The sequence below is a fragment of the Frankiales bacterium genome (assembly GCA_016125335.1).
Classification (GTDB): Bacteria; Actinomycetota; Actinomycetes; order S36-B12; family CAIYMF01; genus Longivirga.
This window is the reverse complement of record WGLY01000006.1, coordinates 50,858-75,216: the sequence shown is the minus strand read 5'-3', so window position 1 is coordinate 75,216 and position 24,359 is coordinate 50,858. Positions and strand designations below refer to the sequence as shown.

Sequence of the window (24,359 nt, the reverse complement as noted above, 5' to 3'; positions counted from 1 at the left end):
ACGAGAGGCAGCCATGGACTTCAGCGTCGACCCCCTCCACGAGGAGATCCGGCAGGCCGTTCGTCAGATGTGCTCGACGTTCGACGACGAGTACTGGATGAAGCACGACGAGTCCAAGGAGTTCCCCTGGGACTTCTACAACGCAGTCGCCGAGGGCGGTTGGCTCGGACTCACCATCCCGGAGGCGTACGGGGGCGGCGGTCTCGGGGTCCAGGAGGTCTGCATCGTCGAGCAGGAGATCGCCGCGTCGGGGGCGGGCATGGGCGGCTGCAGCGCCGTCCACATCGGCATGTTCGGCTTCGAGTCGATGATCCGCTACGGGTCGGAGGCGATGAAGGCGCGGCATCTCCCCCGCGTGGTGACCGGTGAGCTGCACGTGTCCTTCGCGGTCACCGAGCCGGACGCCGGGACCGACACGACGGCGATCACCACGTTCGCGACGAAGGTGGACGGCGGGTACGTCATCAGCGGCAAGAAGGTCTGGATCACCAAGGCCCAGGAGGCGGAGCGCATGTTCCTCCTGGCCCGAACCACGCCGCGCGACCAGGTGGCGAAGCGGACCGACGGGCTGACGGTGTTCTTCGCCCCGATGGACCGCGACCACGTCGAGGTGCGCCCCATCCCCAAGATGGGACGCAACGCCGTCGACACCAACGAGCTCTTCATCGACGAGCTCTTCGTGGCAGACGAGGACGTCATCGGAGAGGTCGACAAGGGGTTCAAGGTCATCCTGGTGGGGCTCAACGCCGAACGGGTGATAGCCGCGAACGCCGCGATCGGCATCGGCAGGGCGGCGGTCCGCCTGGCCACGGACTACGCGAACCAGCGTGTCGTCTTCGGGCGTCCGATCGGGCAGAACCAGGCGATCGCGCACCAGATCGCCCTCGCGAAGATCCGGCTCGACGCCGCAGAGGCGGTCTGCCAGAAGTGCGCGTGGATGGTGGACCACGACGTCCCTTGCGGTACGGAGGCCAACGAAGCGAAGTACCTCGCGTCCGAGGCGGGGTTCAACGCGGCCGACATGGCCATCAACGTGCTCGGGGGCTACGGCTACGCGAAGGAGTACCACGCCGAGCGCTACTTCCGTGAGTCGCGACTGAACCGGATCGCACCCATCAGCCAGGAGATGGTGCTCAACTACGTGTCCGAGCACGCGCTCGGGCTTCCCCGGAGCTACTGATGCAGCCGTACCGCTCCATCCTCTTCGTCCCGGGCCACAAACCCTCCTGGGCGCGCAAGGCCGTCGCGTCCGGTGCCGATGCCGTGGTCCTCGATCTCGAGGACTCGGTGCCGGAGGGGGAGAAGGAGGCGGCCCGGTTGGTCGTGGCCGGGACGATCACCTCGCTGCGGGAGGAGAACGCCGACGTCGGGATCCTCGTGCGCCCCAACGGTCTGGCCACCCGCGCCACAGGTCGTGACCTCGAGGCGGTCATGGTGCCGGGGCTGACGGGCCTGTTCGTCCCCAAGGTGGAGACCGCTGTCGACGTCGCCCGCTACGACGCGCTCGTCGACCACTTCGAGGACCGCAACGGCGTCGACGGCGTGGAGTACATCGTCCCCGTCGAGACGGTGCCGGCGATCGTCAACTGCCGCGAGGTAGCCCAGGCGTCCCCCCGCGTGGCAGCCATGATCGGGCCGACCGCCGAGCACGCGGACATCGCACGTGAGGTGGGCTTCGAGTGGACCGAGGCCGGTCTGGAGACCCTCTACCTGCGCAGTCGGGTCCTGCTGGCCGCGCGGGAGGCGGGGATCCTCCCCCTGACGGGCCTGTGGGAGAACCTCGACGACCTGGACGGGCTGCGCTCCTTCGCCGTGCGTGGTCGTCAGCTCGGGTTCCGCGGGATGATCGCGATCCACCCGAGTCACGTCCCGGTCATCAATGACGTCTTCACACCCTCGGACGACGAGGTCGCCTTCTACCGCGGCATGGTCGCCGCCTACGAGGCGGCCGAGGCGGCGGGTCAGGGCGCCCTTCGCTACCAGGGGGTGCACATCGATCGAGCGCACTACGACAAGGCGGTGCAGTGGCTCCAGCGGGTCGTGGCGCGCACGGAAGGGAGGGGCCAGTGAGAGGGCTCTACTTCGAGGAGTTCGAGGTCGGGCGGGTCTACCGGCACCCCTTCACCCGCACCATCACCGAGATGGACAACGTGCTCTTCACCTCGCTCACCATGAACCTGCAGCCGCTGCACCTCGATGAGGAGTTCTCCCGCGGCACGATCCACGGTCAGCGGGTTCTCAACAGCCTCTTCACGGTGGCCTTGATCGGTGCCTTCCACGTGCCCGAGCTCACTATGGGTACGACGTTGGGCAACCTCGGGTACGAGAAGATCGAGTTCCCTCACCCCGTCTTCCACGGCGACACCCTTCGCGGTGAGACGACCATTCTCAACAAGCGAGAGTCCAAGTCGCGCAACGACTCCGGGATCGTCTGGTTCGAGCACCGCGGGTACAACCAGCACGACGTGCTCGTCGTCCGGATGGAGCGCGTCGGGCTGATGATGACCAAGCCGCACGACCTCGACCAGCAGGAGGCATGAGATGACGACGACGACCCCCGTGGCAGGTGCCGGGAGGGACTACGTGCCCTCGGTCAGGACGCTCCTCATCGACGGCCGGATGGTGTCCGGTGAGGGTGAGTCCCTCGAGGTCGTCAATCCCGCCACCGAGGAGGTCATGGCCGGCGTCAGGGCAGCCACGGTCGACCAGGTGGACCTCGCCGTCGAGGCGGCCGCCCGTGCCTTCGACGGCTGGGCCCGCACCTCTCCCGAGGTCCGCTCCGCCACGCTGCACCGACTGTGCGACCTCATGGAGTCACGGATCCCCGAGCTGCTCGCCTCTGTCGTCAACGAGGTCGGGACCCCGGTCAGCCTCGCGGAGGTGATGCAGGTCAGGCTCGGCCTGTCGCACCTGAGGTGGCAGGCCGATGCCGCGCTGGTGGACCGCACGGTCGACCTCGGACCGTGGGGCGACCCGGTGCCGACGCACAGCGAGGTGCGCTACCTGCCTGTGGGCGTGGTCGCCTGCATCACCGGCTACAACTACCCGCTCAACCTGGCGATCTTCAAGTTCGGGGCGGCGCTGGCCGCCGGGTGCTCGGTCGTGCTCCTGCCCTCGCCAAGGACGCCGCTGACCACGCTGCTCCTCGGCGAGATCGTCGAGCAGGCCGGCTTCCCTCCCGGCGTCTTCAACGTCATCGTCGGCGGGCCGGACGTGGGCTACCGGCTCACCACGCACCCCCGGGTCGACAAGGTCTCGTTCACCGGGTCAGACATGGTCGGCGAGAAGATCATGCAGCAGGCAGCCACGGGGCTGAAGGGCGTCACGCTCGAGCTCGGTGGCAAGTCGCCCAACATCGTGCTGCCCGGTTGCGACGTGGAGTCGTTCGCTGTGGAGATGCACCTGAGGTGGTCGCGCAACGGCGGTCAGGGCTGCGCCGCCCTCGCGCGCCTCATGGTTCACGAGAGCCTCATGGACCGGTTCCTCGGCGCCGGCGCGGAGGCCTTCTCGAAGATGAAGGTCGGCGACCCCTGGGACCCGGCGACCAACATCGGGCCCATGATCCGCCCGGACCACAGAGCCCGCGTGAGGTCCTTCATCGATGGCGCGCCGGCCGACGGCGGCCGGGTCCTGCTCACCGTCGACACGCCCGTCCCCGACAAGGGCTACTTCGTGAACCCCGTGCTGCTCGGGGATCTCCCCTGGGACGCGCGCGCCTGCCAGAGCGAGATCTTCGGTCCGGTGGCCGTCCTCCTGCCGTTCTCCGACGAGGAGGAGGCCGTGCGGCTGGCGAACGCGACCGAGTACGGCCTGGCGGCCAACATCTACTCGCCCGACGTCGAGCATGCGAAGGAGCTCGCGAGCCGGATCCGTTCAGGGACCGTGTGGATCAACGGCGGTGGCCAGATGCGTCCTGACGCGCCGTTCGGCGGCTTCCGCCGGTCGGGTGTCGGCCGCGAGATCGGTGAGTGGGGCATCCGGGAGTACCTGGAGCCCCAGCACGTCCAGTGGCGGACCTGAGAGGCCTGACGTGAGCGACACGACTGCCCCGCTGGCCGGGGTCCGCGTCCTCGAGCTCAGCTCGATGTACGCGGCGCCGACCTGCGGCCGCATGCTCCGCGACTTCGGCGCCGACGTGGTGAAGGTCGAGGACCCTGTCGCCGGCGACTTCGCGCGCCAGTGGTCCCCGTTCAAGAACGGGCTCTCCCTGGGGTTCTCGCGGCTCAACTCGGGCAAGCGCTCGGTCGGGATCGACCTGCGCGATCCTGAAGGGCGGCAGGTGGTGCTGCGACTTGTCGAGACGGCCGATGTCGTCCTGGAGTCCTTCCGTCCTGGCCGGCTCGAGGAGTGGGGCCTGGGTTTCGACGCGCTCAGCGCAGCGAACCCCGGCGTCGTGCTCACCCGGGTGTCCGGGTTCGGCCAGACGGGGCCGTACAGCCCGCGGCCAGGCTTCGGCACCGTGGCCGAGACCGCGAGCGGCTACGCCTACGTGAACGGCTGGCCGGACACCCCGCCCACGTCCCCGCCCTTCGGCTTCGCCGACTCCATCGCGGGGATCTCCGCGGCGTTCGGCACGGCGATGGCCCTCTACCGGCGCGAGCGCACGGGCCGTGGGGATGTCGTGGACGTCGCGCTCTACGAGCCGTTGATGTTCATCCTGGGTGACATCGTGCTGAACTGGACCGGCAACGGGCAGATCCAGCAGCGGGTCGGGAACGGTACGGGATCCGCCTCGCCCCGAGGCATCTTCCGGACCCGGGACGGCAGGTGGGTCTCCATCGCCGCATCGGCGCAGAACATCGCGGTGCGGCTGTTCGAGGCGATGGGACTGCCGGACCTCGTCAAGGACCCGCGGTTCGCGACGAACGCCGCCCGCATGGAGAACAACGACGAGATGCAGCGCATCGTGTCGGAGTGGGTGGCCCGGCACGACAGGGACGACGTCCTCGCCCTGCTGGAGAAGCACGAGGTCGTGTCAGCGGGCGTGAACGACGCCCGCGACATCGCCGAGGACCCGCACTTCCTCGAGCGGACGCTGGTGGAGCTCAAGGACGTGCCGCAACTGGGTCGGGTGCTCATGCCCGGCCCTATCCTCCACGTCGACAGCTATGCCGGACCGGAGTACGTGGGTGTGCCGAGCGTGGGGGAGCACACCGCCGAGGTGCTGTCGGAGCGGGCGGGCCTCAGCGCGGAGGACATCAGCGCGCTGGCCGGGCGCGGGGTCGTGTCGGCTACGGCTGACCGCCGTCCACAGTGACGATCGACCCCGTCGTGTAGCTCGACGCGTCGCTCGCGAGGTAGAGCGCAGTGCCGAGAATCTCCTCGGGACGTCCTCCCCGCCGCAGGGCGAACCCCTCGGCCCGGCGGGCGAATGCGTCCGGGTCCCAGGAGGTGCTGACGTCGGTCATGAACGTGCCGACCATGATCGCGTTGACGCGCACCGTCGGGCCGAAGGCGTGGGCCAGGCCGACGGTGACCGCGTTCAGCCCCGCCTTCGCGGCCGCGTACGGGAGGATCCCAGGCCGAGGGTGGACCGCGCCGGCGCTGGAGATGTTGATGATGCTGCCCCCGGCTCCGGACGCCATGCGGGTACCGATGACGGCGGCGAGCCGGAACGGGCCCTTGAGGTTGACGTCGACGACCTTGTCGAAGAGTGCCTCGGTGACGTCCTCCAGCGAGTCGTAGAGCGGGGACATGCCGGCGTTGTTGACCAGGACGTCGACCCGGCCGAACTCGGAGTAGACCCGCGCGGCCAGAGCGTCGAGGTCCTCCCACCTCCCGACGTGGCAACCGACGCCCAGGGCGCGTCGGCCGGTGGTGGCACTGATCTCGCGGGCCACCACCTCGCAGGCCTCCGCCTTGCGGCTGGCGACGACGACCTCGGCCCCGGCGAGGGCGAATCCCTCGGCCATGACGCGTCCGAGCCCTCGGCTCCCTCCGGTCACCAGCGCCACCTTGCCGCTGAGGTCGAACAGGTCGCTCGGCGTGCTGGTCATGGCGGTCCTCCATGCTTCTCGGCGCCCTGCCGTCGCTGCGGGAGTCTGCCCTCACTGTGGCCATCCCTGCTATTGCTTGCTATGGTAATCATGAATTAGTAGAGGGAGGGCATGTGACCGCGTGCTTCCAGTTGACCTCGGAGCAGATGGCGCTCCGCGATCTCGCCCGAGAGGTCGCGGTCGAGGTGTTCGCCCCGCAGGCAGCCGAGTGGGACCTCAACCGGACCCTCCTGCCTGAATCCGAGGTCAAGCGCTTGGCGGACCTGGGATTCCTCGGGATCACGCTCCCGCAGGAGTACGGCGGCTCGGCCGCGCCGCTCATGGACGCTCTCATCGTGATCGAGGAGCTGGCCAAGGAGTGCAGGCCTGCGGCGTTCCAGGTCTTCGAGGCGAACGTGGGGCCGGCCCGTGTGATCGAGTTCTTCGGTACCGACCAGCAGCGCAAGGACGTCCTCCCCGGGGTCGTTCGCGGAGAGGTGAACGTGGCTGTCGGGATCTCCGAGCCCGATGCGGGCTCGGGAGCCACCGACATGCGCACGAGCGCGGTGCTGGAGGGCGACGAGCTCGTCATCAACGGCACCAAGCGATGGATCTCGGGAGGTGGCCACTCCAGCCACTACCTGCTGTACGCCCGCCTGAGCGGCGATGCCGGGGCCAGGGGGATCGGAGCGGTCCTCGTCCCGGCGGACACGCCCGGCCTGAGCTTCGGTGCCCAGGAGAAGCTCATGGGCTTTCGCGGGATCGCCTCGGCCGATCTCGTCTTCCAGGACGCACGCGTGCCCGCCGCGAACCTCGTGATCCAGGCGGGCGGGTTCCGCGACCTGTTCCAGGTGTTCTCGATCGAGCGCATGGGCAACGCGACGATGAGCCTCGCCCTCGGCCAGGCGGCGCTGGAACGGACGATCGCCTACACGGCAGAGCGAGAGCAGTTCGGTCGACCGATCATGGAGTTCCAGCAGGTTCACCAGACGGTGGCGGAGATGACGATGCAGGTGGAGGCGGCGCGGCTGCTCATCACCCGCGCCGCGGTCAACGCCGGCACGGGCCTGCCCAACACCTTGGAGGTCTCGCTCGCCAAGTGCTATGCCAACGAGATGGCCAAGCGCGTGACCGACCTGGCGATGCAGTTGCACGGGGGCAACGGCTACACCGAGGAGTACGGCATCGAGCGCATGCATCGTGACGCTCACGGCTGGGCGATCGCAGGCGGGACGCCGGCCATGCAGCGCACCCGGATCGCCACCGAGATCTACGGGCGGCCCTTCCCGCAGCGTCCAGCCGAGTCGGTGGCAGCGCCGTGACCGCGATGATGGCGGCATGAGCGACACGACGACCGCACCCTCCCTCTTCGAACTCCCGGCCTACGCCGACGCGCTCGTGGTCGAGGCGCGGAACCTGGCGTCGGCCGCGTCCCCTCTCGCGGCGCGGGCGGACGAGGCATCCCATTTCGATCCGGACGTGCGGCGCCTTCTGGCCGAGTCCGGGCTGGCGGGGCTCGCCGTGCCCAGCACGTTCGGCGGTCGGCTGGAGTCGGTCGACTCGCTGGCCGTGACGGTCGTGCGCGAGCAGCTGGCGGCCGAGTGCGCACATCTGGACTCCATGTTCGCCATGCAGGGGATCGGCTCCTTCGCTCTGGTGCGCGGTGGCTCCCCGGAGCTCCAGCAGCACTGGCTCCCGGCAGTCGCGCGGCTGGACGCCGTGGCTGCACTCGGACTCACCGAGCCTTCCGTCGGGTCGGACCTGCGGTCCATCACCACGACCGTCCGGGAGGAGGGCGACCGGCTGCGGATCAGCGGTCGGAAGTCGTTCATCACCAACGCGGGCGATGCCGACTTCTACAGCATCCTCGCGGTCGAGGAGATCGGGGGCCAGCGCGCCTACTCCATGGTGCTGGTGCCCGCTGCCACGCGCGGGCTCACCGTCGAGCACCCGCACCAGATCCTGGCCCCGCACGTGCTCGGGGACGTGGTCCTGGACGACGTGGTCCTGCCGGTCGCCCACCGTCTCGGGGAGCCGGGCAAGGGGTTCGGCCTCGTCCTTGCCACGCTGTCGACCTTCCGGGTGTCCGTCGCCGGAGCGGCCGTGGGGCTGGCGCAGGCGGCGCTGGAGGAGGCGGTCAGGCATGCCGCGTCGCGCACCCAGTTCGGTGTGACCCTCGATCGGCTCGGTGGCATCCCCGCCGACCTCGCCTCCTCCTGGTCGGAGATCGAGATGGCCCGCGCGCTGACCTATCGTGCCGCGGCAGCAGCCTCCCGCGACCCCCGGGCCAACCTGCACCTGTCCTCCCTCGCCAAGGTGGGTGCGACCGAGATGGCCGGGCGCGTGGTGGACCGAGCCGTGCAGGTGATGGGCAGGTTCGGCCTCGTCCGTGGAAGCAAGATCGAGCGGCTGTACCGCGAGGCCCGACCGATGCGGATCTACGAGGGGGCCACGGAGGTCATCTACGACTCGCTCGCCAAGGAGCTCGTGGGCCGGGTGACTCGATGATCCTCGACAGCCACTGCCATGTGTGGCCCGACCACATCGCGCCCCAGATCCTCGCCACCCGGCCGGCCGGCCTGGACCCGATGTTCGATGGGACCGTGTCCGGCCTGCTCCGGACCATGGACGACGCGGGCATCGACCGTGTGTCCGCGCTGGGCGTCGCGGGTGTGGCCAGGAATGTCCACCGGACCAACGCGTTCATCGGGTCGCTGGACAGGTCACGGTTCTTCCCGTTCGGGACGGTGCATCCCGATCTTCCGGTCGAGGAGAACATCGCCTCCCTCGTCGACCACGGAATCGTGGGCGTGAAGCTGCATCCGTTGTTCCAGGAGCTCGACCTCGGGTCTGCGCAGATCGTCGAGATCGCCCACGGCCTCGCTGAGCACGGGATCCCCGTGATCACCCATGCCGGGGCGGGTGGCACTCCTGAGCAGACCGAGCGCGGGCATCCCCGCAAGGTGCGGGCGCTCTCGGAGGCTGTCCCCGGGCTGGTGATCATGGCCTGCCACTACGGCGGCTACCACCTCCTCGACGAGGCGGAGGACACGCTGGTGGGCACCGGCGTGATCCTCGAGACGTCTTGGCCGCCGACGATGGCGGATCTCGACAAGGACCGGATCCGCCAGATCGTGGACAGGCACGGCGCTGACCGCTTCGTCTTCGGGTCGGACTGGCCGATGGCGGACCCAGGGCGTGAGATCGCGGCTGTCCGGGCCCTCGGCCTGACGCCAGAGCAGGAGGCCGAGGTGCTGGGCGGGACTCTCGCCCGCGTGCTCGGCGTCTGATCGGCGTCGGGAGCCATCGGGCCGACTGGCATCCGGCCCTGCCCAGGCGGTACCGACCGCAGATCCGACGGGCGCGAGCACCGACGGCCGGGGCGTTCCGCCCTCCTCAGTCGTCCCAGACGGTGATGGCCTGCTCGGGGCAGGAGTCGGCGCCGAGCCGCGCGGCCGCTTCCATGCCGGCCGGGACGTCTTCGGACAGGACATAGGCCTGCCCGTCCTCCTCGCGCAACCGGAAGATCTCCGGGGCGCTCATCCTGCACACGCCGTGTCCCTGGCAGACGTCCGCATCGACGCGCACCTTCATGATGGCTCCTCCTCCGGTCGTGGGCAGTTCCTTGTCAGCCGTGCCGACCCTGCTAAACTAGTATAACGATTATCAAGATGCTGCAGGTGACTGACACGATCGTCCCCCGGCGCGATCCTCAGCCCACGACGCACGCAGGAGGAGCAGGGAGCATGACCGAATCGCGCTGTCCGGTCGTCCACTTCGACCACAACTCGCAGGAGCACTCCCAGAACCCCCCGGCGTCCTACAAGGTCCTCCGCGAGTCCACGCCTGTCGCGTGGTCCGAGGCCCACGGGGGCTACTGGATCCTCTCCGACTACGCGAGCGTCTTCGACGCCGCGCGGGACGACGCGACCTTCACCTCACGGCGGACGACGTCCGGAGGCGAGGGGCTCTCCGTGGTCATCCCGAAGACGCCGATGCATCTGCACATCCCGATCGAGATGGACCCCCCGGAGTTCCGCAAGTACCGCAAGCTGATCAACCCGATCACCGCACCGGCTGCGACCGAGCGGCTCCTGGGGCTGGTCACGCAGTACACCACGTGGTTCATCGACCGGATCATCGAGACCGGCCAGTGCGACATGGCGTCGGTGATCGCGGTCCCTGCTGTCGTCACCGTGGACTGGCTGGGCCTGCCGGCGGAGGACTGGAAGAACTACGCCGAGGTGCACCACCAGGCGCTGACCGGTCTTCAGGGCACTCCCGAGTTCGAGGAGGCCATGACCGTCGGGCTCCCCGCGATCTCCGAGCAGATGCGCCAGGTGATCCACCAGCGGCGACTGGAGCCGCAGGACGACGCCATCAGCTTCCTCGTCCAGCAGGAGGTCGACGATCGACCGGTGACCGAGGAGGAGGTGTTCTCCATCGTCGAGCTGCTCATCGCCGGGGGAACGGGCACCACCGCCTCCCTCGTGAGCCAGACGGTGGTGTGGCTGTACGACCACCAGGACGTCCGGCAGGACCTGATCGAGCACCCTGAGAAGCTGGACAAGGCGATCGAGGAGTTCCTGCGCTACTTCTCGCCTACACAGGCGCTGGCCCGCACGGTCACCCACGACGTCGAGTTCCACGGCTGCGCCCTGCGCGAGGAGGATCGCGTCCTGCTGGCATGGAGCTCCGCCAACCGGGACGAGAGCATGTTCCCCGACGCCGACGAGGTCGACATCGAGCGGTGGCCCAACCGACACCTGGCCTTCGGCGTCGGCATCCACCGCTGCGCCGGTTCGCACCTCGGGCGCGCGATGGCGCGTGAGCTGCTGGGGCAGATCCTCGGGCGCATGGGCGACTACGTGATCGACAAGGACGGCCTGGCGCCCTACACCCAGCAGGGCACCAACACCGGGTGGAAGGCCATCCCGGCCACGTTCACCCCGGGTCGGCGGATCGGACCCGACCTCGGCATCGGCTGAGCCCCCTCAGACGTGATGCGCTCCGTCGTCGTCGGCGCTTCACTGGCGGGGCTGCGCGCCGCGGAGTCGTTGAGGCAGAGGGATCCTCACGGCCAGGTCGTGCTCGTGGGTGCCGAGGCCACCTTGCCGTACACCCGACCGCCCCTGTCCAAGCAGATCCTGAGCGGTGAGTGGGAGCCGGAGCGGAGCCTGCTGCGGTCGCAGCAGGACCTGGCGGCCATGTGCATCGATCTGCACCTCGGGAGCCGGGCCACCGGGGTGGACCTGCGCCGGCGGACGGTCGCCGTCCAGCGCGACGCCGGCGGGGCGTTCGAGCTGGAGTTCGACCGGCTGGTGATCGCCACAGGAGCGTCCGCCCGCCGTGTCGCCGGGCTGGAGGGCGCGGGGAGCAGGCTGTTCCACCTGCGCACCCTCGACGACGCCGTGGCCCTGAAGGCCGAGCTCGACCGGTCCCAGCGCGTGCTGGTGGTGGGTGGTGGCTTCATCGGCGCGGAGGTCGCCTCCACCGCTCGCGGTCGTGGCCTGGACGTGGTCCTCGTCGAGCCGCAGCCCGTCCTCCTGCTGCGCGGTCTGGGCCCGCGCCTCGGCCGGGTCTGCACCTCGTTGCACGAGTCGCGAGGGGTGCATGTGCGCTGCGGTGTCACGGTGGCATCGGCGACGCCGGCGCACGGAGGGCTGCGGGTCGGCCTCAGCGACGGCTCGGAGGTCGAGGTGGACTGCGTGGTGGCGGGGGTCGGAGCCGAGCCGTCCACGGACTGGCTCGTCGGCTCGGGGCTGGCGCTGGGCAACGGCGTCCGCTGCGACGAGGCGTGCCGGGTGCTCGACGAGCGGGGGCAGCCGGTCCCGGGGGTGGTCGCTGCGGGCGACGTCGCGCGGTGGCGTCACCCCGAGCGTGGCGAGATCCGGCTCGAGCACTGGACCAACGCCCAGGAGCAGGCGTCCGCTGCGGTCGCCACCCTGCTGGCGGACGAGGCAGGTGAGCCCGCGGCGCCGTTCGCCCCGGTGACCTACGTCTGGTCCGACCAGCACGGTCGCAAGATCCAGGTCGTGGGGGAGCCACCGAACGAGCACGGAATCCGCGTGGTGCGGGGCAGCGAGGAGGAGGGCGTGCTGCTGGCGCTCGTCGAGTCCGAGGTCGGGCGGCTCGTCGGCGCGGTCGGCATCGGGATGGCGGGCCCGCTGGTCAAGGCCCGGCAGCTGCTGGCCGGCGGAGCATCCGTCGAGCAGGCAGTGCGAGATTTGCGGGAGTGACCGGCCGAGGCACGGCATCCGGACCTGGGACTGGTCGACCCGGACCACGCCCGGCGGCGCGGCTACTTGGCCGTCAGCCCGCCGTCGACCGGGATGGTGACGCCGGTGACGTAGCTGGACATGTCGCTGGCCAGGAAGAGCGCCACCTGCGCGACCTCCTCCGGCTGGCACGCGCGGCCGAGAGGGATCTGCGCCTGGAACGCCTTCTTGCGCGCCTCGATCTCCTCCACGTCGTCCGTGCGGAAGAAGGCTGGCAGACCCGGAGTCTCCACCGACCCGGGGGCGATGGCGTTGACCCGCACCTTGTCGGCCGCCAGGGCGAGCGCCATCGACCGCACGAGTGCTATGACGCCGCCCTTCGTGAACGAGTACAAGGGGCTGAAGGGTGAGCCAACCAGGCCCGAGGTCGAACTGGTGAAGATCACCGAGGCTCCCTGGGCGTGCTTGAGCGCGTCGGTCAGGAAGCCGCTGAGGAAGAACGACGCGCGTGCGTTGATCTCGATCGCGGTGTCCCACTCCGCCGCGGTCAGCTGCATGCCCGCAGCGCCCGGGATCCCCACGTTGTTGTAGAGGATGTCGAGGCGACCGTGCTCGCCTTCCACCCGCGACGCGAGGTCGCGCAGCGCATCGAGGTCCCGGACGTCGACGACCTCCGCCGCGGCACTCCCCCCTGCTCCGTGGATGGCGTCCACGGTGGCCTGCGCGGCCGTCGGGTCGACATCGACGACGATCACGTGGGCTCCGTGGGCGGCGAAGACCTCCGCGCCGGCCCGGCCCATTCCGGAGGCTCCCGCCGTCACGAGGGCGACCTTGTCTGTCAGCAGCACGGCTTCTCCCGTCGCTTGAGGATCGGAGCTCCGTCTCGGCCCGCCGCCACCCGCTCATGGAACGACCGGCGGCACCGCGAGGACCGGTCGGGCGTTGCAGTTCGGCGCCACCGGCGGTTGAACAAGACTATACACATCATGATGATGGATAGCGGGTTCCGAGCTCATCGGCGGCGCTGCGCCCCGGGTCGAGGTCCGAGTGGATCGTGAGCAGCTGCATCCATCGGCGGGGTGCGGGGCGAAGGAGAGGGGAGAGCCCGGCGCCGGCCGGGCCCGACCACTGGAGCGACACCATGCGCCTTCGCACCCGCCTCGCCGCGATCGTCGCGGGCACGGCCCTGCTCGCGGGCTCCGCCCTCGCGGCCGCCCCGGCTGCCTCCGCGCTGCCGACGTCGGAGACCGACAGCTTCCTGACCCAGCTCACCGCGACCTACAACGACCCCACCGTCTCCAACGACGGCAACCCCTACGACTTCGACATCGTCACCAAGGCCGTGCTGGTCACCGGTGCGGACAAGATCCTCGCCGGGCTCGACTCGTTCACGCTGTTCGCGCCCAACGACCGCGCCTTCGAGCAGACCGCGCTGCGGCTCGGGCTGCTGCCCAAGGGGTACAAGGTGGGCCGCACCGTGGACGAGAAGGCCGTGTTCGACGCCATCGCCGGCCTGGGCATCCCGACCGTCACCCAGATCCTGCTGTACCACGTCCTGCCGGGTGCCAAGGTGACCGGTGGGGACGCGGTGAAGCTGCCCCTGTTCGGCACGCAGCTGACCATGGCGAACGGCCAGAAGCTGGGGGTCATCAACTTCTCGCGGATCCTGCGGACCCCGACGATCGTGCTGGTCGACCGTGACGGCCGGCTGCTCAACGACCTGGTCGTCAAGAGCAAGATCGACGTCGTGCAGACCCAGCACGCGGTGGTGCACGGCATCAGCGACGTGCTCCTGCCCAAGCCCTGATCGACCCTGTCGCGGCGGCGGGCGGCCCGGTGGGGCCGTCCGCCGCTCGCGTCGTGCGACGGGGTGGGGCTCCTCGCTGTCAGCCGCCGGGGTGGAACCGCGGCGGGCGCTTCTCGCGGAAGGCCGCGACGGCCTCGGCGAAGTCGGCGCCCTGCACGAGCACCGCCTGCTCGCGCAGCTCGCGCTCGAGGGCGTCGTCGAGGCCCTGCAGCGTGGCCGCGTTGACGGCCCGCTTCGTCGCGGCGAGGGCGGCTCCCGAGCCGTCGGCCAGCGCCTGGGCGAGGTCGAGCACGTGGCGGTCGAGCTCGTCGCCGGCGACCACCTCGTGCAGGAGGCCCATGCGCAGCGCCTCCTCTGCGGCCACCCGTCGGGGGCGCAGGGTGAGCGAGAGCGCCAGTGCCCGGCCCACCGACGCCGCGACCAGGGCCGTCGCCCCGCCGTCGGGCAGCAGGCCGATCCCGGTGAACGGGAGCAGCACGTAGGCGGAGTCGGCGGCGACGACGAGGTCGCACGCCAGGGCGACGGAGACGCCGATGCCGACCGTGGCGCCGTTGAGGGCGGCGACGACGGGCAGCGGGGTGTCGCGCAGCGCCCGCACGAGCCGGTTGCCGGCCACGACCGTGGCGACACCGGCCGACGACGTGCTGCCGTCGGGGTCGCTGCCGTCCGGCTGGAGGTCCGCGCCGGAGCAGAAGGCCCGGCCCTCGCCCGTGAGCACCAGGCAGCGGACGCCGTGGGGCGCCCGCTCCACGTGGTCGGCCAGCGAGTCGAGCATCGTGTCGGTCACCGCGTTGAGCCGTTCCGGGCGCGAGAGCCGCAGGACACGGACCGGGCCGTGGTCGGCCACCACGAACCCCACCGGGGCGCCGGTCATGAGGCGTCCTCGCCGGTCGGTCGCGACGCCACGCGTGCATCGCGGGGGTCGTGGGTCCTGTGCGCCATCGGTCTCTCCCTCGGGATCGGCGTGCGCCGGGGCGACCCGCGCGACGTGCGGAGTCGATCGCGTCGGGGCCCGGCGGCCAGTACACCATCCGCGTCTCCCCGCCGGGCCGCTCGCCCAGCCCGGCCCCCGGGGCCTCCCGTCCCATGTCGCCGCGGGCACGTCCGGACGTGCTCCCGCGCACCCCGTGCCGGGCCCGTGCGCGCGAGCCTGGAACCGTCCGGGACGGGCCCGGACGCGTGAAGGGAGGCGTGAGATGGTCACCACCAGGACGCCTCTGGACGAGAGCACCACGACGCGCACCACGGTGCCGATCGAGCACATGCCGCCGCTCGTCGAGGTCCCCGAGGGCCACCCGATCCCCGAGGCGGAGCGCACCACGCCCTCCGTCCCGGTCGAGACCCCGCGCGACCGCACGACGCTGTGGATGGGCCTGGGCATCCTCGGGCTGATGGTGCTGATGCTCGCCGCGGCCGTCGTCGTCTGGCTCGTGCCGGTGAGCACCGTGCACATGGGCCTGAGCGACACGGCCTGGAACGAGTACCGCACCGGCGAACGGGCGGTCGCGGCCGCCAGCAGCCTGCACATGGGCCTGAGCGACACCGCCTGGACCCAGTACCGGTCCGGTGAGCGCGGGGCCGCCGCCAGCACGGTGGCCGGCACCGCGGCCACCGGCACCACGCTGGCGTGGACCGACTACCGCGGCGGTGAGCGCACTCCCTGACCCGGCCTGATCGCCGGGCCGCGGGGCCGCTCGCGCGGACTCCCGCGCCACGCGGTGCTGTGATCGTGGTGTGGAGCGCCTGCTCGACACCACGCTCACCCCGCGGGCGCGGGACGCGCTGCTGCGGGCCGGGCACCCGCGCGACTTCGCCCCCGGCGAGGTCCTGTTCCACCAGGGCGACCCCAGCGACAGCCTGTACCTGCTGCGGCAGGGACGCGTCGTGGTCCGCAGCGCGACGGTCGACGGCGACGAGGTCGTGCTGGCCGTGATCGCGGCGCCGGACGAGCTCGGCGAGCTGGCCCTGCTGCGCCCGGACCACCACCACACGGCCACCGTGGTCGCGATCGACGACGTCCACCTGCTCTCGGTGCCCGCCGTGCGCTTCCGCGCGCTGCGCCAGGAGCGGCCCGAGCTCACCGAGTGGCTGCTCGAGACCCTCGCCCGCAGGCTCGAGCGTGCCGGTCGGCTGCTGGGCGACGCCCTCTACGAGGACGCGGCGCACCGCGTGGCGCGCCGGCTGCTCGACTGCGCCCGGGCCCTGGACCTCACCGGCCCCGGCACGCTCCCCGTGGGGCAGCAGGACGTCGCGGCCATGGCCGGGGTCAGCCGCCCGACCGCCAACCGCTGCCTGCGCCGGCTCGAGGACGGCGGTGTGGTGCGCCTGCGGCGAAGGCGGATCGACGTCGTCGACCTCGCCGGTCTCGAGCACGCGGCGCGCTGACGGCGGCGTGGTCCGACCGGCGCGCCGGAGCTCCTTGCTGAGAGATCGATGCGAACCGCGTGGCGGGTCTTCGGCGCCCGACTTCCGGATGCTTATCGTCCGCGCGTGCCTTCCCCCCGGTCGTTCGTCCTCGGCGCCTGCGCCGTCCTCCTCGCCGTCCCGTCGCTGGCCGCCTGCTCCGCCGGTCCCGGCTCCGCCCTGCCCCCCGGCGACCTCACGGGCGGTGCCGCGGCAGCCGCTCCGCCGGGCACCCTCCTGGTGCCGCAGGGGATCCACAAGATCCGCCACGTCATCGTGGTGATGCAGGAGAACCGGTCGTTCGACTCCTACTTCGGCACCTTCCCGGGCGCGGACGGCATCCCCATGCGCCACCACCGCCCGACGGTGTGCCTGCCGGCACCGACCGGCCGCTGCGTGCGGCCGTACCACGACACCGCGGACATCAACGGCGGCGGCCCGCACGGTCTGAAGGACGCCGTGGCCGACGTCGCGCACGGCAGCATGAACGGGTTCATCCTCGAGCGCGCCACGGCGCGCTCGGTGTGCGCGACCCCCACCGACCCGGGCTGCGCGCTGGGGCCGAGGACCGACGTCATGGGCTACCACACCGCTGCGGAGATCCCGAACTACTGGAGGTACGCGAAGGACTTCACCCTCGACGACCACATGTTCGAGCCGGTGAAGTCCTGGTCGCTGCCGGACCACCTCTACATGGTCTCCGGCTGGTCGGCCCGCTGCTCGTCGCCCGATCCGATGAGCTGCGTCGGCGACGCCAGCGGTCCCTACCCCGACGGCGTCTTCGGCCGTGCGGTGAACCAGGAGCTGCGCACGGGCTCGACGTCGGTCGACCTCGCCTGGACGGACCTCACCTGGCTGCTGCACGCGGCCGGCGTGAGCTGGTCGTACTACGTGCAGTCCGGCTCGCAGCCCGACTGCGCCAACGACAGCGCGATGACGTGCGCCGCCACGCCGCAGAACGCGAGGACCCCGGGCATCTGGAACCCCCTGCCGCTGTTCGGCGACGTGCACCAGGACGGCCAGCAGTCCAACGTGCGCGACCTGCGCCAGTACTTCACCGCGGCCCGCAACGGCACCCTGCCCGCCGTCAGCTGGATCACGCCGTCCGGCCCGGACAGCGAGCACCCGCCGGAGAGCGTGCACCAGGGCCAGGCCTACGTCACCTCGGTCATCAACGCCGCGATGAAGAGCCCGGACTGGCGCTCCACCGCGATCTTCCTCTCGTGGGACGACTGGGGCGGCTTCTACGACCACGTGGTGCCGCCGCAGGTCGACCGCGCCGGCTACGGCCTGCGTGTGCCGAGCATCGTGATCTCGCCGTACGCCCGCCGCGGCTACGTGGACCACCAGGTGCTCTCCAGCGACGCGTACCTCAAGTTCATCGAGGACGACTTCCTCGGCGGCCAGCGGCTCGACCCCGCCACGGACGGGCGGCCGGACCCGCGTCCGGACGTCCGTGAGAACCAGCCGCAGCTGGGCAACCTCGTGAACGACTTCGACTTCTCGCAGCAGCCGCTGCGCCCGCTCCTGCTGGCCACCAACCCGCCCACCGACTCGCCCACCCTCCCTCCGTGGTTCGCCGGGCGCCCGGCCTGCATCGGGTGCACGAGCCCGCCGCCCGCGCTGCGCCTCAACGCGTTCCGGGGCGGGAAGGCCGTGGTGCCGGCCGCGGGGGGCTGACCGCCGTACGGCCGGTCAGTCCCCTGGGGGCACTGGGTGGATCGACCGGCTCTCACGCCGGCGGTTGGCGCCGCGCTGGCCCGGCAGCCAGGTCGTGGGGTGCAGGCGGGGCAGGATCTTCGACACCGACAGCACCACGTACACCAGGGTGTTGACCGCGACGAACGCGGTGAGCGTCGCGTACCAGGTGCTGGTGAGCCACGACGCCGGCAGCACGGAGGCGAGCAGGCTCATGGCGTCACCGACTCACGGTCCGGGGCGGGCAGCGCGCGCTCGTGCCCCCAGCTGGCCCGGCGGGCGAGCGTGATCTGCACGAGTCCGTGCACGTACACCGCGTCGAGGAACAGGTCGTACACGAGCTCGGGCAACAGCAGCGCGGCGAGCAGGCGGCCGCGCGGGTCCGTGCGCCACGCCGTCACCACACGCTCGACGGCGAACACCAGCCCCACGCCGAGCCAGAACGGGAACCACACCCACTCGTCCGAGGCCAGCACGAGGACGGCCATGCACACGAGGTAGGCGAGCAGCGCGATCGTGCCGTAGCCGATGCCGAGCTGCTGGGTCCAGTAGCGCAGCGTCGAGAGGCTCAGGCCGTAGGCGCCGATGTTCTCGACCGCGCCGCGCTGCCAGCGCAGGCGCTGGCGCCACAGGTCGCGCCACGTGGGCATCAGCTCGGTCACCACCCGGCACTGCGACGGCGACACCATCAGCGCGCCGAGCCGCTTGAGCGCGATGGTGATCTCGTTGTCCTCGGTGAGCGCGAGGGTGTCGTAGACGTCGCCCGGCCGGCCGGGCAGCGCGTGCCCGCGGCTGGACGCCACCGTGCGCAGGGCCAGCGGCCGGAACAGGGTCGAGGTGCCGGTGAGGACGTCGACCAGCCCGCGACGGCGGCGCACCGTGCGGGCGTAGCGCGCGTACTCGTTGCGCTGGAACGCCCCGATCAGCCCGTGCCCGGGCTCGCCGGTGAAGACACCGCCGAGCGCCATGAGCGCACGGTCCTCGGTGAACCGGCGGTCCGCCTCCTCGAGGAACCCGTCGCCGAGCACGGTGTCGGCGTCCATCACCATGACGACGTCGTTGTGGCCGGCGCCGGGGAGCAGGTCGCGCAGCGCCTGGTTGAGCGCGCCCGCCTTCTTCTCGGTGTTCCCCGTCGTCGCCATCACCTCGGCGCCGGCGGCGCGGGCGATGCCGGCCGTGTCGTCGGTGCAGTTGTCGGCCACCACGACCACGCGGTCCGGTCGCCGGCTCTGCTGCTCGAGGCTGCTGAGCGTCGCGCCGATGCGGTCGGCCTCGTCGTGCGCCGGCACGAGCACCGTGATGGTGACCGGGCCGTCGTAGCGGCCGTGGGTGGCCCGCATGATCTTGTGCGGTGACAGGGGGTACGTGCTCGGGTCGAGCGAGCTGCGCGAGGTGCGCAGGAACCACAGCGTGAAGGCGGCCGTCGCCGCGACCGCCACGAGGCCGAGCCCGAGCGCCACGAGGACGACCCCGGCGGGCGGTCGGGTGGAGGAGTACAGCAGCGAGAACGGTCCCCAGGTCCACGTGATGTGCTCGCCGCCGACCGGCGCGGGCGCCGACTGCGCGACCGCGAGCCAGAGCAGGGCCGCGGCGCCGATCACCGTCATCGCGATGAGGGCGGCGACGCCGCGGCGCAGCCAGGCGGGGGTGGCGATGCGGTGCAGGCCCGGCTCGGACGCGGGCAGCGCGGCGCGGGGGTGGCGTCGTCCAGGGGCGCGGCCGTCGGTTCCGGGACGCCCGTGGAGTCCGCACTCGTGCGGGGGGTCACGGGGTGTGTATCGACCGCTACAGCCTCGCGCTTGACCGGCGACGACCGGTTCCGACCGACGGCCGCCCCTCGTCCTGACGGTCGGTCCGCGGATCGAGCAGGTCTGGAGAAGCAGCGGGCCCGCGCCCCCGCCTAGCGTGGGCGCGACGGCAGAGAAGCACGGAACACCCGGAGGCACCGATGCCCGCAGCGAGGAAGAGCAGCACGTCACCGTCCGCATCGGCCTCGGGCGGGTTCACCGCCGGCGAGCGCGCCGCGATGAAGGAGCGCGCGGCCGAGCTCAAGGCCGAGAAGCAGGCCCGGACCGCGGCCGAGCAGGAGGCCGAGGTGCTCGAGCGGATCGCCGAGATGGCCGACTCCGACCGTGTGCTCGCCGAGCGGCTGCACGCGCTCGTGCGGGAGGTGGCCCCGCACCTGCAGTCGCGCACCTGGTACGGGATGCCCGCCTACACCCGCGACGGCAAGGTCGTCTGCTTCTTCAAGCCTGCGGTGAAGTTCAAGAGCCGCTACGCCACCCTCGGCTTCGAGGACGCCGCCGCCCTCGACGACGGCGCGATGTGGCCCACCTCCTACGCGCTGCTCGAGATGGACGCCGCCACCGAGCGGACCGTGGCCGACCTGGTGCGCACCGCTGCCGGCTGATGCCCTCGCGTCCGGCGGTGCCGTCGGGTCGGTGGTTCCGGCGTCGATCCGGCCCGCCTGCGGCGAGAATGCCGTCATGGACCGCGAATCCATCCGGGCGCTCCAGGCCCCCGTCCGCGACCGCTACAAGGCCGACCCCGCCTCCGCGTGGACGCCGGTGGGCGCCCGGGCGGACTTCGCCGACGACGGCATCACGTGCACCGTCGCCACCGCCGCCGGGCCCGTGCGGGCCGGGCTCCATCCGGCCACCGGCGGCGACGGCAGCGACGTGTGCTCGGGCGACATGCTCATGGAGGCGCTGCTCGCGTGCGCCGGCGTGACGATGCGCAGCGTGGCCACGGCCATGCAGCTCGACCTCGGCGACGTGCAGCTCAGCGCGCAGAGCCACTTCGACGCGCGCGGCACGCTCGGGATGGACCGCTCGGTCGACGTCGGGGTCGGCCCCGTCACCGTCACGGCGACGGTCACCGGCGACGTGGACGACGTGGCGCTCGAGCGGCTGGCCCGATCCACCGAGCGCTACTGCGTGGTGGGCCAGAGCCTGCGCGAGCCGGCGACCGTGGTGGTCCGCCGCGCCGCCCGCTGAGCCGGGGCCGGGGCCGGGGCCGCGCGGTGCGCGGCCACCGACGGCCGGTCAGCCGCCGATGCGGCCCACGATGATGCTGGTGATCACCACGGAGGTGATGGTCACCGTGCTGAAGCCGGCCACGATCATCTTCGGCAGGATCTGGTGCTCGATCGCGGCGACCTCCTCGGGCGACTCCCCGGCACCGCGCGCGGCCTCCTGCGACAGGATCATCGTGCCCGGGAAGCCGTACAGCGACGTGAGCCCGATCGCGACGGACATGGGCACGCTGTAGCCGAGCAGCTTGCCCACCAGGCCGGCGAACAGGCCGATGCCGAGGATCCCGAACACGAACGCGAGCACGAGCGGCCCCGCGAGCGCCTTCACGTCGGAGGGCAGCACGGTCGCGAGCGGGCCGAACACCAGGATCATGATCGCGATCATCATGAGCCCGAGGGAGTCGATGCCCGCGAGCACCGACGGCTTGAAGATGCCGGTCGTGCGCAGCGCGATGCCGAGGATCAGCGCCACCACGAACGTGTTGAGGATCCCGTTGGTGAGGTTGTTGATGCCGAGGGCCACCAGCACGGCGATGCCGACGACGAACAGCGTCCCGGCGGTGCCGCGGAAGGCGTCCGGCAGGCGCGAGTCGTGCGTGGCCGCCTCGGCCTCGGCCTTCTCGGTGGCCTCGAGGTTGCCGGCGCGGTACTCGGACTTCAGCCGCGCGGCCTCGCGGCGCAGGATGATCGAGGTCAGTGGGAAGCCGATCAGGCCCTGAAGCGCGGCGATGAGCACGGGGAAGATCGCGATGCTCGTGAGTCCGACGCCGAGCGCCGCCTCCTGCACGAGGAGCACCGAGATGGTGCCGCCGCTGAGCGCACCGGTGCCGGCGACGACGAAGTCGAGGGCCGAGGCGTAGCCGTCCTCCGCCGCCCCGCTGATCGACTGGCCGAACACCAGGCTCGCGACGTAGAGCATGACGCCGATGCCCAGCACCGTGGCGACGCCGATGAGGAAGGTGCGCCACTGCTTGATGAAGTCGTCGAGGCTGATCATGGTGCCGAGGTGCACGATGATGAAGCCCACCACGACTCCGGCCAGCGCCAGCAGCGACGACGCGGCGAGCAGGTCGTGCGGGAAGACGTCGGTGAGGAACCCGACCAGGAAGATGATCGAGGCCACGAACAGCGAGGACAGCAGCGACTTCGTCTTCTTGGCGACGAAGTCGCTGACGGTCCAGACCGCCATGACGATCACGAACGCGACGATCGGGTTCATCGGGGCTCCGAGGGGTGTGGGCCGAAGCGGAACGTAGCAGGGTGCGGGGGCCGGTGGGCGCGCAAGCGGCGGGTCGCTGGGGCGGTCAGGTGCTCACAGCGGCCAGACCCGCGGCACGATGAGCAGCGCGAGCACCAGCCAGGCGAGCAGCAGGGGGAGCCCGAGGCGCCAGTAGTCGCCGAACCGGTAGCCGCCGGGGCCGAACACCATCATGTTGGCCGGCGTGGCGACCGGGGTGAGGAACGACGCCGAGCCCGCGACGGCGACGGCCATGAGGATCGGCAGGGGCGAGACGCCCGACTCGTGCGCGGCCGACACCGCGATCGGGATGACGATGAGCACGGTGGCCGTGTTCGAGATGAACTGGCCGAGGGTCGCGGTGAGCACGAACAGGGCCACCAGCACGAGCAGCGGGTGGCCGTCTCCCACCACGGCGAGCAGCTTCTCGGAGATGAGGTCCGCGGCCCCGCTCGTCTCGATGGCCGTCGACAGCGGGATCAGCCCGCCGATCAGCACGACGGTCTGCCACGACACCGCGCGGTAGGCCTGGCCGCTCGACACCACGCGCAGCAGCACCATCGCCACGGCCGCACCGAGCCCGGCGACGGCCGGCGGCACCAGGTCGGCGGCGAGCAGCACGATCATGGCGAGGAGCACCGCGATGGCCGCGCCGGCCTTGGCGCCGAGCGGTCCGGCCTGCCGCCGCACGAGGTCGGGGGAGTTCACCACGAGCACGTCGCGGTGCTCCACCAGCTGCTCGACGGTGGCCCACGACCCGTGCACGAGCAGCGAGTCGCCCTCGTCGATGACGGTCCGCTCCGCGCCCCGCTCGCGACCGCGCCGGCGGATCCCGAGCACGACGAGGTCGCCGCCGCGGACCATCCCGGGGAACATCGTCTCCCCGACGAGCGGCGAGCGCGGCGGCACCACGAGCTCCGCGACGCCGAGGTCGCGGGTCAGCAGCTCGCCGGTCTCGCTGGTGATCGGCCGCATCACGACCATGAGCACGGCGTCGACGACCAGCCGGCTCACCTGGTCGCCGGGGCCGGTCACGACCAGCACGTCGTCGGGCTCGAGCGCGACGCCGTCGTCGAGGGGCTCGAGCCCGCGCTGCACGGCGATGAGGCGCAGCCCGGGGTAGGGCGCGAGGTCCCAGGAGCCGTGCGGCGTGCCCACCATCGGGGAGCCGGCCCGCACGCGCAGCCGGTAGAAGCCGTCGACGAGCTCGTAGTGGTCCGCGAGCGTGGCCGCGTGGCCGCTGAGGTCGGGCGGCTGCTCCAGGGAGGCGCGCCCCGGCAGCAGCCTCGGCCCGAGCACGGACACCAGCGCGATGGTGGCGAGCACGAGCGGCACGCCCATGACCGTGAAGGAGAAGAAGGAGAAGCCGGACGTGCCGGCGTCGTCGGCGGCCCCGGCCACCAGCACGTTCACCGGCGAGGCGGTGAGGAACAGCAGGCCGCCGGCGCTGCCGGCGAAGGCCATGGGCATGAGCATGCGCCCCGGCAGCACGCCGAGCCGCATCGCGATCACCACCACCATGGGGATGAGCGCCGCGGCCGCACCGTTCAGCGTGATGAGCGCCGTCATCACCGACGCCATCGCCATGACCGACAGCAGCGCCACGCGCGGCCGGTCACCCACCACCGAGAGCAGCCACTGGCCGGCCCAGGTGGTGACCCCTGCGGAGTCGATCCCCTCGCTCACCACGAACAGCGCGGCGATGAACACGACCACCGGGTCGCCGAAGCCGGCGAGGGCCTGGTCCACCGGGAGCACGCCGGTCACGTAGAGGGAGAGCGAGGCCAGCACTGCGACGGCCCCGACGGGGAGCCGGTTCCAGACGAACAGCACGATGACCGACGCGAGGACGAGGAGGCTGATCGTGGCGTGGTCCACCGATCGGCCGCCCCTCGTGCTCCGCTGCCGGGCGGGAGGGCCCGACGTCCAGGGGAACCCTAGGGCAGACGCGCCCGCCCGCGAGTCGGACGACCCACGGGACCGCGCT

General features: G+C 71.4%; 24 protein-coding genes. 16 read left to right on the top strand and 8 right to left on the bottom strand.

What is annotated here, in order from left to right; genetic code table 11:
* The first annotated feature begins 13 nt into the window (after nucleotides 1–13).
* The 5 genes from GC157_03870 (at nucleotide 14) to GC157_03850 (ending at nucleotide 5,257) form a co-directional block, all read left to right on the top strand.
* A complete protein-coding gene (locus GC157_03870; GenBank protein ID MBI1376607.1) occupies nucleotides 14–1,180 on the top strand; it encodes an acyl-CoA dehydrogenase in 1,167 nt (388 codons plus the stop codon).
* Nucleotides 1,180–2,070, top strand: coding sequence for a CoA ester lyase (locus GC157_03865; protein ID MBI1376606.1), 891 nt, complete (start codon nucleotides 1,180–1,182; stop codon nucleotides 2,068–2,070). The genes GC157_03870 and GC157_03865 overlap by 1 nt, the downstream gene beginning before the upstream one ends.
* Nucleotides 2,067–2,540 (top strand): MaoC family dehydratase, encoded by a 474-nt coding sequence (locus GC157_03860; protein ID MBI1376605.1) that lies wholly within the window; start codon nucleotides 2,067–2,069, stop codon nucleotides 2,538–2,540. The genes GC157_03865 and GC157_03860 overlap by 4 nt, the downstream gene beginning before the upstream one ends.
* A gap of 1 nt (nucleotide 2,541) precedes the next feature.
* On the top strand, nucleotides 2,542–4,020 hold the full coding sequence (locus GC157_03855) for an aldehyde dehydrogenase family protein (GenBank protein MBI1376604.1): 1,479 nt from the start codon (nucleotides 2,542–2,544) through the stop codon (nucleotides 4,018–4,020).
* 64 nt (nucleotides 4,021–4,084) lie between these two features.
* Nucleotides 4,085–5,257 carry a CoA transferase gene (locus GC157_03850; GenBank protein MBI1376603.1) on the top strand — a complete coding sequence of 391 codons (1,173 nt, stop codon included), beginning with the start codon at nucleotides 4,085–4,087 and terminating at the stop codon, nucleotides 5,255–5,257.
* Here the strand turns inward: GC157_03850 and GC157_03845 are convergent.
* Nucleotides 5,232–5,996 (bottom strand): glucose 1-dehydrogenase, encoded by a 765-nt coding sequence (locus tag GC157_03845; GenBank protein ID MBI1376602.1) that lies wholly within the window; start codon nucleotides 5,994–5,996, stop codon nucleotides 5,232–5,234. The genes GC157_03850 and GC157_03845 overlap by 26 nt on opposite strands.
* 146 nt (nucleotides 5,997–6,142) lie before the next feature.
* On the opposite strand from GC157_03845, the gene GC157_03840 reads away from it, so the two are divergent.
* Genes GC157_03840 through GC157_03830 form a run of 3 tightly spaced genes read left to right on the top strand, consistent with a single transcriptional unit; the run spans nucleotide 6,143 to nucleotide 9,265 of the window.
* Complete coding sequence (locus GC157_03840) at nucleotides 6,143–7,297, top strand: acyl-CoA dehydrogenase (protein ID MBI1376601.1); 1,155 nt, start codon at nucleotides 6,143–6,145, stop codon at nucleotides 7,295–7,297.
* Between the two features lie 16 nt (nucleotides 7,298–7,313).
* A complete protein-coding gene (locus GC157_03835; GenBank protein MBI1376600.1) occupies nucleotides 7,314–8,483 on the top strand; it encodes an acyl-CoA dehydrogenase in 1,170 nt (389 codons plus the stop codon).
* Nucleotides 8,480–9,265, top strand: a complete 786-nt coding sequence (locus GC157_03830) for an amidohydrolase family protein (GenBank protein ID MBI1376599.1) — start codon at nucleotides 8,480–8,482, stop codon at nucleotides 9,263–9,265. Before GC157_03835 ends, GC157_03830 begins: the two co-directional genes overlap by 4 nt.
* Nucleotides 9,266–9,371: 106 nt before the next feature.
* Here the strand turns inward: GC157_03830 and GC157_03825 are convergent, their stop codons facing one another.
* Complete coding sequence (locus GC157_03825) at nucleotides 9,372–9,569, bottom strand: ferredoxin (protein ID MBI1376598.1); 198 nt, start codon at nucleotides 9,567–9,569, stop codon at nucleotides 9,372–9,374.
* Nucleotides 9,570–9,721: 152 nt separating this feature from the next.
* On the opposite strand from GC157_03825, the gene GC157_03820 reads away from it, so the two are divergent.
* Nucleotides 9,722–10,963: a cytochrome P450 gene (locus GC157_03820; GenBank protein MBI1376597.1), complete on the top strand. Its 1,242-nt coding sequence runs from the start codon at nucleotides 9,722–9,724 to the stop codon at nucleotides 10,961–10,963.
* A 12-nt stretch (nucleotides 10,964–10,975) separates the two neighbouring features.
* Nucleotides 10,976–12,214, top strand: coding sequence for an NAD(P)/FAD-dependent oxidoreductase (locus GC157_03815; protein MBI1376596.1), 1,239 nt, complete (start codon nucleotides 10,976–10,978; stop codon nucleotides 12,212–12,214).
* Between the two features lie 62 nt (nucleotides 12,215–12,276).
* On the opposite strand, the gene GC157_03810 is transcribed toward GC157_03815, so the two are convergent.
* Nucleotides 12,277–13,041, bottom strand: coding sequence for an SDR family oxidoreductase (locus tag GC157_03810; GenBank protein MBI1376595.1), 765 nt, complete (start codon nucleotides 13,039–13,041; stop codon nucleotides 12,277–12,279).
* A 293-nt stretch (nucleotides 13,042–13,334) separates the two neighbouring features.
* Here GC157_03810 and GC157_03805 point away from each other — a divergent pair, with 293 nt between their 5' ends.
* Nucleotides 13,335–14,000: a fasciclin domain-containing protein gene (locus GC157_03805; protein ID MBI1376594.1), complete on the top strand. Its 666-nt coding sequence runs from the start codon at nucleotides 13,335–13,337 to the stop codon at nucleotides 13,998–14,000.
* Between the two features lie 79 nt (nucleotides 14,001–14,079).
* Here GC157_03805 and GC157_03800 read toward each other — a convergent pair whose 3' ends face one another.
* Entirely contained in the window at nucleotides 14,080–14,874 is a 795-nt protein-coding gene (locus GC157_03800) for an enoyl-CoA hydratase (GenBank protein MBI1376593.1), read from the bottom strand.
* A 322-nt stretch (nucleotides 14,875–15,196) separates the two neighbouring features.
* On the opposite strand from GC157_03800, the gene GC157_03795 reads away from it, so the two are divergent.
* From GC157_03795 to GC157_03785, 3 genes are all read left to right on the top strand, one after another.
* Complete coding sequence (locus GC157_03795) at nucleotides 15,197–15,664, top strand: hypothetical protein (GenBank protein ID MBI1376592.1); 468 nt, start codon at nucleotides 15,197–15,199, stop codon at nucleotides 15,662–15,664.
* A gap of 70 nt (nucleotides 15,665–15,734) precedes the next feature.
* On the top strand, nucleotides 15,735–16,385 hold the full coding sequence (locus tag GC157_03790; protein MBI1376591.1) for a cyclic nucleotide-binding domain-containing protein: 651 nt from the start codon (nucleotides 15,735–15,737) through the stop codon (nucleotides 16,383–16,385).
* 300 nt (nucleotides 16,386–16,685) lie between these two features.
* Nucleotides 16,686–18,083, top strand: a complete 1,398-nt coding sequence (locus tag GC157_03785) for a phospholipase (protein MBI1376590.1) — start codon at nucleotides 16,686–16,688, stop codon at nucleotides 18,081–18,083.
* Nucleotides 18,084–18,098: 15 nt separating this feature from the next.
* Here GC157_03785 and GC157_03780 read toward each other — a convergent pair whose 3' ends face one another.
* On the bottom strand, nucleotides 18,099–18,317 hold the full coding sequence (locus tag GC157_03780; GenBank protein ID MBI1376589.1) for a hypothetical protein: 219 nt from the start codon (nucleotides 18,315–18,317) through the stop codon (nucleotides 18,099–18,101).
* Complete coding sequence (locus GC157_03775; protein MBI1376588.1) at nucleotides 18,314–19,708, bottom strand: glycosyltransferase; 1,395 nt, start codon at nucleotides 19,706–19,708, stop codon at nucleotides 18,314–18,316. The genes GC157_03780 and GC157_03775 overlap by 4 nt, the downstream gene beginning before the upstream one ends.
* A 341-nt stretch (nucleotides 19,709–20,049) precedes the next feature.
* Here GC157_03775 and GC157_03770 point away from each other — a divergent pair, with 341 nt between their 5' ends.
* Together GC157_03770 and GC157_03765 are read left to right on the top strand one after the other, a co-directional pair.
* Nucleotides 20,050–20,511, top strand: a complete 462-nt coding sequence (locus tag GC157_03770; GenBank protein MBI1376587.1) for a hypothetical protein — start codon at nucleotides 20,050–20,052, stop codon at nucleotides 20,509–20,511.
* Nucleotides 20,512–20,587: 76 nt separating this feature from the next.
* Nucleotides 20,588–21,097, top strand: coding sequence for an OsmC family peroxiredoxin (locus tag GC157_03765; protein ID MBI1376586.1), 510 nt, complete (start codon nucleotides 20,588–20,590; stop codon nucleotides 21,095–21,097).
* 48 nt (nucleotides 21,098–21,145) lie between these two features.
* Here the strand turns inward: GC157_03765 and GC157_03760 are convergent, their stop codons facing one another.
* Nucleotides 21,146–22,354 carry a hypothetical protein gene (locus tag GC157_03760; protein ID MBI1376585.1) on the bottom strand — a complete coding sequence of 403 codons (1,209 nt, stop codon included), beginning with the start codon at nucleotides 22,352–22,354 and terminating at the stop codon, nucleotides 21,146–21,148.
* Between the two features lie 93 nt (nucleotides 22,355–22,447).
* A complete protein-coding gene (locus GC157_03755) occupies nucleotides 22,448–24,250 on the bottom strand; it encodes a TRAP transporter large permease subunit (GenBank protein ID MBI1376584.1) in 1,803 nt (600 codons plus the stop codon).
* Between the last annotated feature and the right edge of the window lie 109 nt (nucleotides 24,251–24,359).

Coding starts and splice junctions, on each gene's coding strand:
- GC157_03800 (MBI1376593.1), bottom strand. CDS start 14,874: ATGACCGGCGCCCCGGTGGGGTTCGTGGTGGCCGACCACGGCCCGGTC.
- GC157_03845 (MBI1376602.1), bottom strand. CDS start 5,996: ATGACCAGCACGCCGAGCGACCTGTTCGACCTCAGCGGCAAGGTGGCG.
- GC157_03765 (MBI1376586.1), top strand. CDS start 20,588: ATGGACCGCGAATCCATCCGGGCGCTCCAGGCCCCCGTCCGCGACCGC.
- GC157_03840 (MBI1376601.1), top strand. CDS start 6,143: ATGGCGCTCCGCGATCTCGCCCGAGAGGTCGCGGTCGAGGTGTTCGCC.
- GC157_03760 (MBI1376585.1), bottom strand. CDS start 22,354: ATGAACCCGATCGTCGCGTTCGTGATCGTCATGGCGGTCTGGACCGTC.
- GC157_03870 (MBI1376607.1), top strand. CDS start 14: ATGGACTTCAGCGTCGACCCCCTCCACGAGGAGATCCGGCAGGCCGTT.
- GC157_03770 (MBI1376587.1), top strand. CDS start 20,050: ATGCCCGCAGCGAGGAAGAGCAGCACGTCACCGTCCGCATCGGCCTCG.
- GC157_03865 (MBI1376606.1), top strand. CDS start 1,180: ATGCAGCCGTACCGCTCCATCCTCTTCGTCCCGGGCCACAAACCCTCC.
- GC157_03835 (MBI1376600.1), top strand. CDS start 7,314: ATGAGCGACACGACGACCGCACCCTCCCTCTTCGAACTCCCGGCCTAC.
- GC157_03820 (MBI1376597.1), top strand. CDS start 9,722: ATGACCGAATCGCGCTGTCCGGTCGTCCACTTCGACCACAACTCGCAG.
- GC157_03780 (MBI1376589.1), bottom strand. CDS start 18,317: ATGAGCCTGCTCGCCTCCGTGCTGCCGGCGTCGTGGCTCACCAGCACC.
- GC157_03795 (MBI1376592.1), top strand. CDS start 15,197: ATGGTCACCACCAGGACGCCTCTGGACGAGAGCACCACGACGCGCACC.
- GC157_03785 (MBI1376590.1), top strand. CDS start 16,686: ATGCAGGAGAACCGGTCGTTCGACTCCTACTTCGGCACCTTCCCGGGC.
- GC157_03805 (MBI1376594.1), top strand. CDS start 13,335: ATGCGCCTTCGCACCCGCCTCGCCGCGATCGTCGCGGGCACGGCCCTG.
- GC157_03775 (MBI1376588.1), bottom strand. CDS start 19,708: ATGACGGTGATCGGCGCCGCGGCCCTGCTCTGGCTCGCGGTCGCGCAG.
- GC157_03825 (MBI1376598.1), bottom strand. CDS start 9,569: ATGAAGGTGCGCGTCGATGCGGACGTCTGCCAGGGACACGGCGTGTGC.
- GC157_03855 (MBI1376604.1), top strand. CDS start 2,542: ATGACGACGACGACCCCCGTGGCAGGTGCCGGGAGGGACTACGTGCCC.
- GC157_03850 (MBI1376603.1), top strand. CDS start 4,085: ATGTACGCGGCGCCGACCTGCGGCCGCATGCTCCGCGACTTCGGCGCC.
- GC157_03830 (MBI1376599.1), top strand. CDS start 8,480: ATGATCCTCGACAGCCACTGCCATGTGTGGCCCGACCACATCGCGCCC.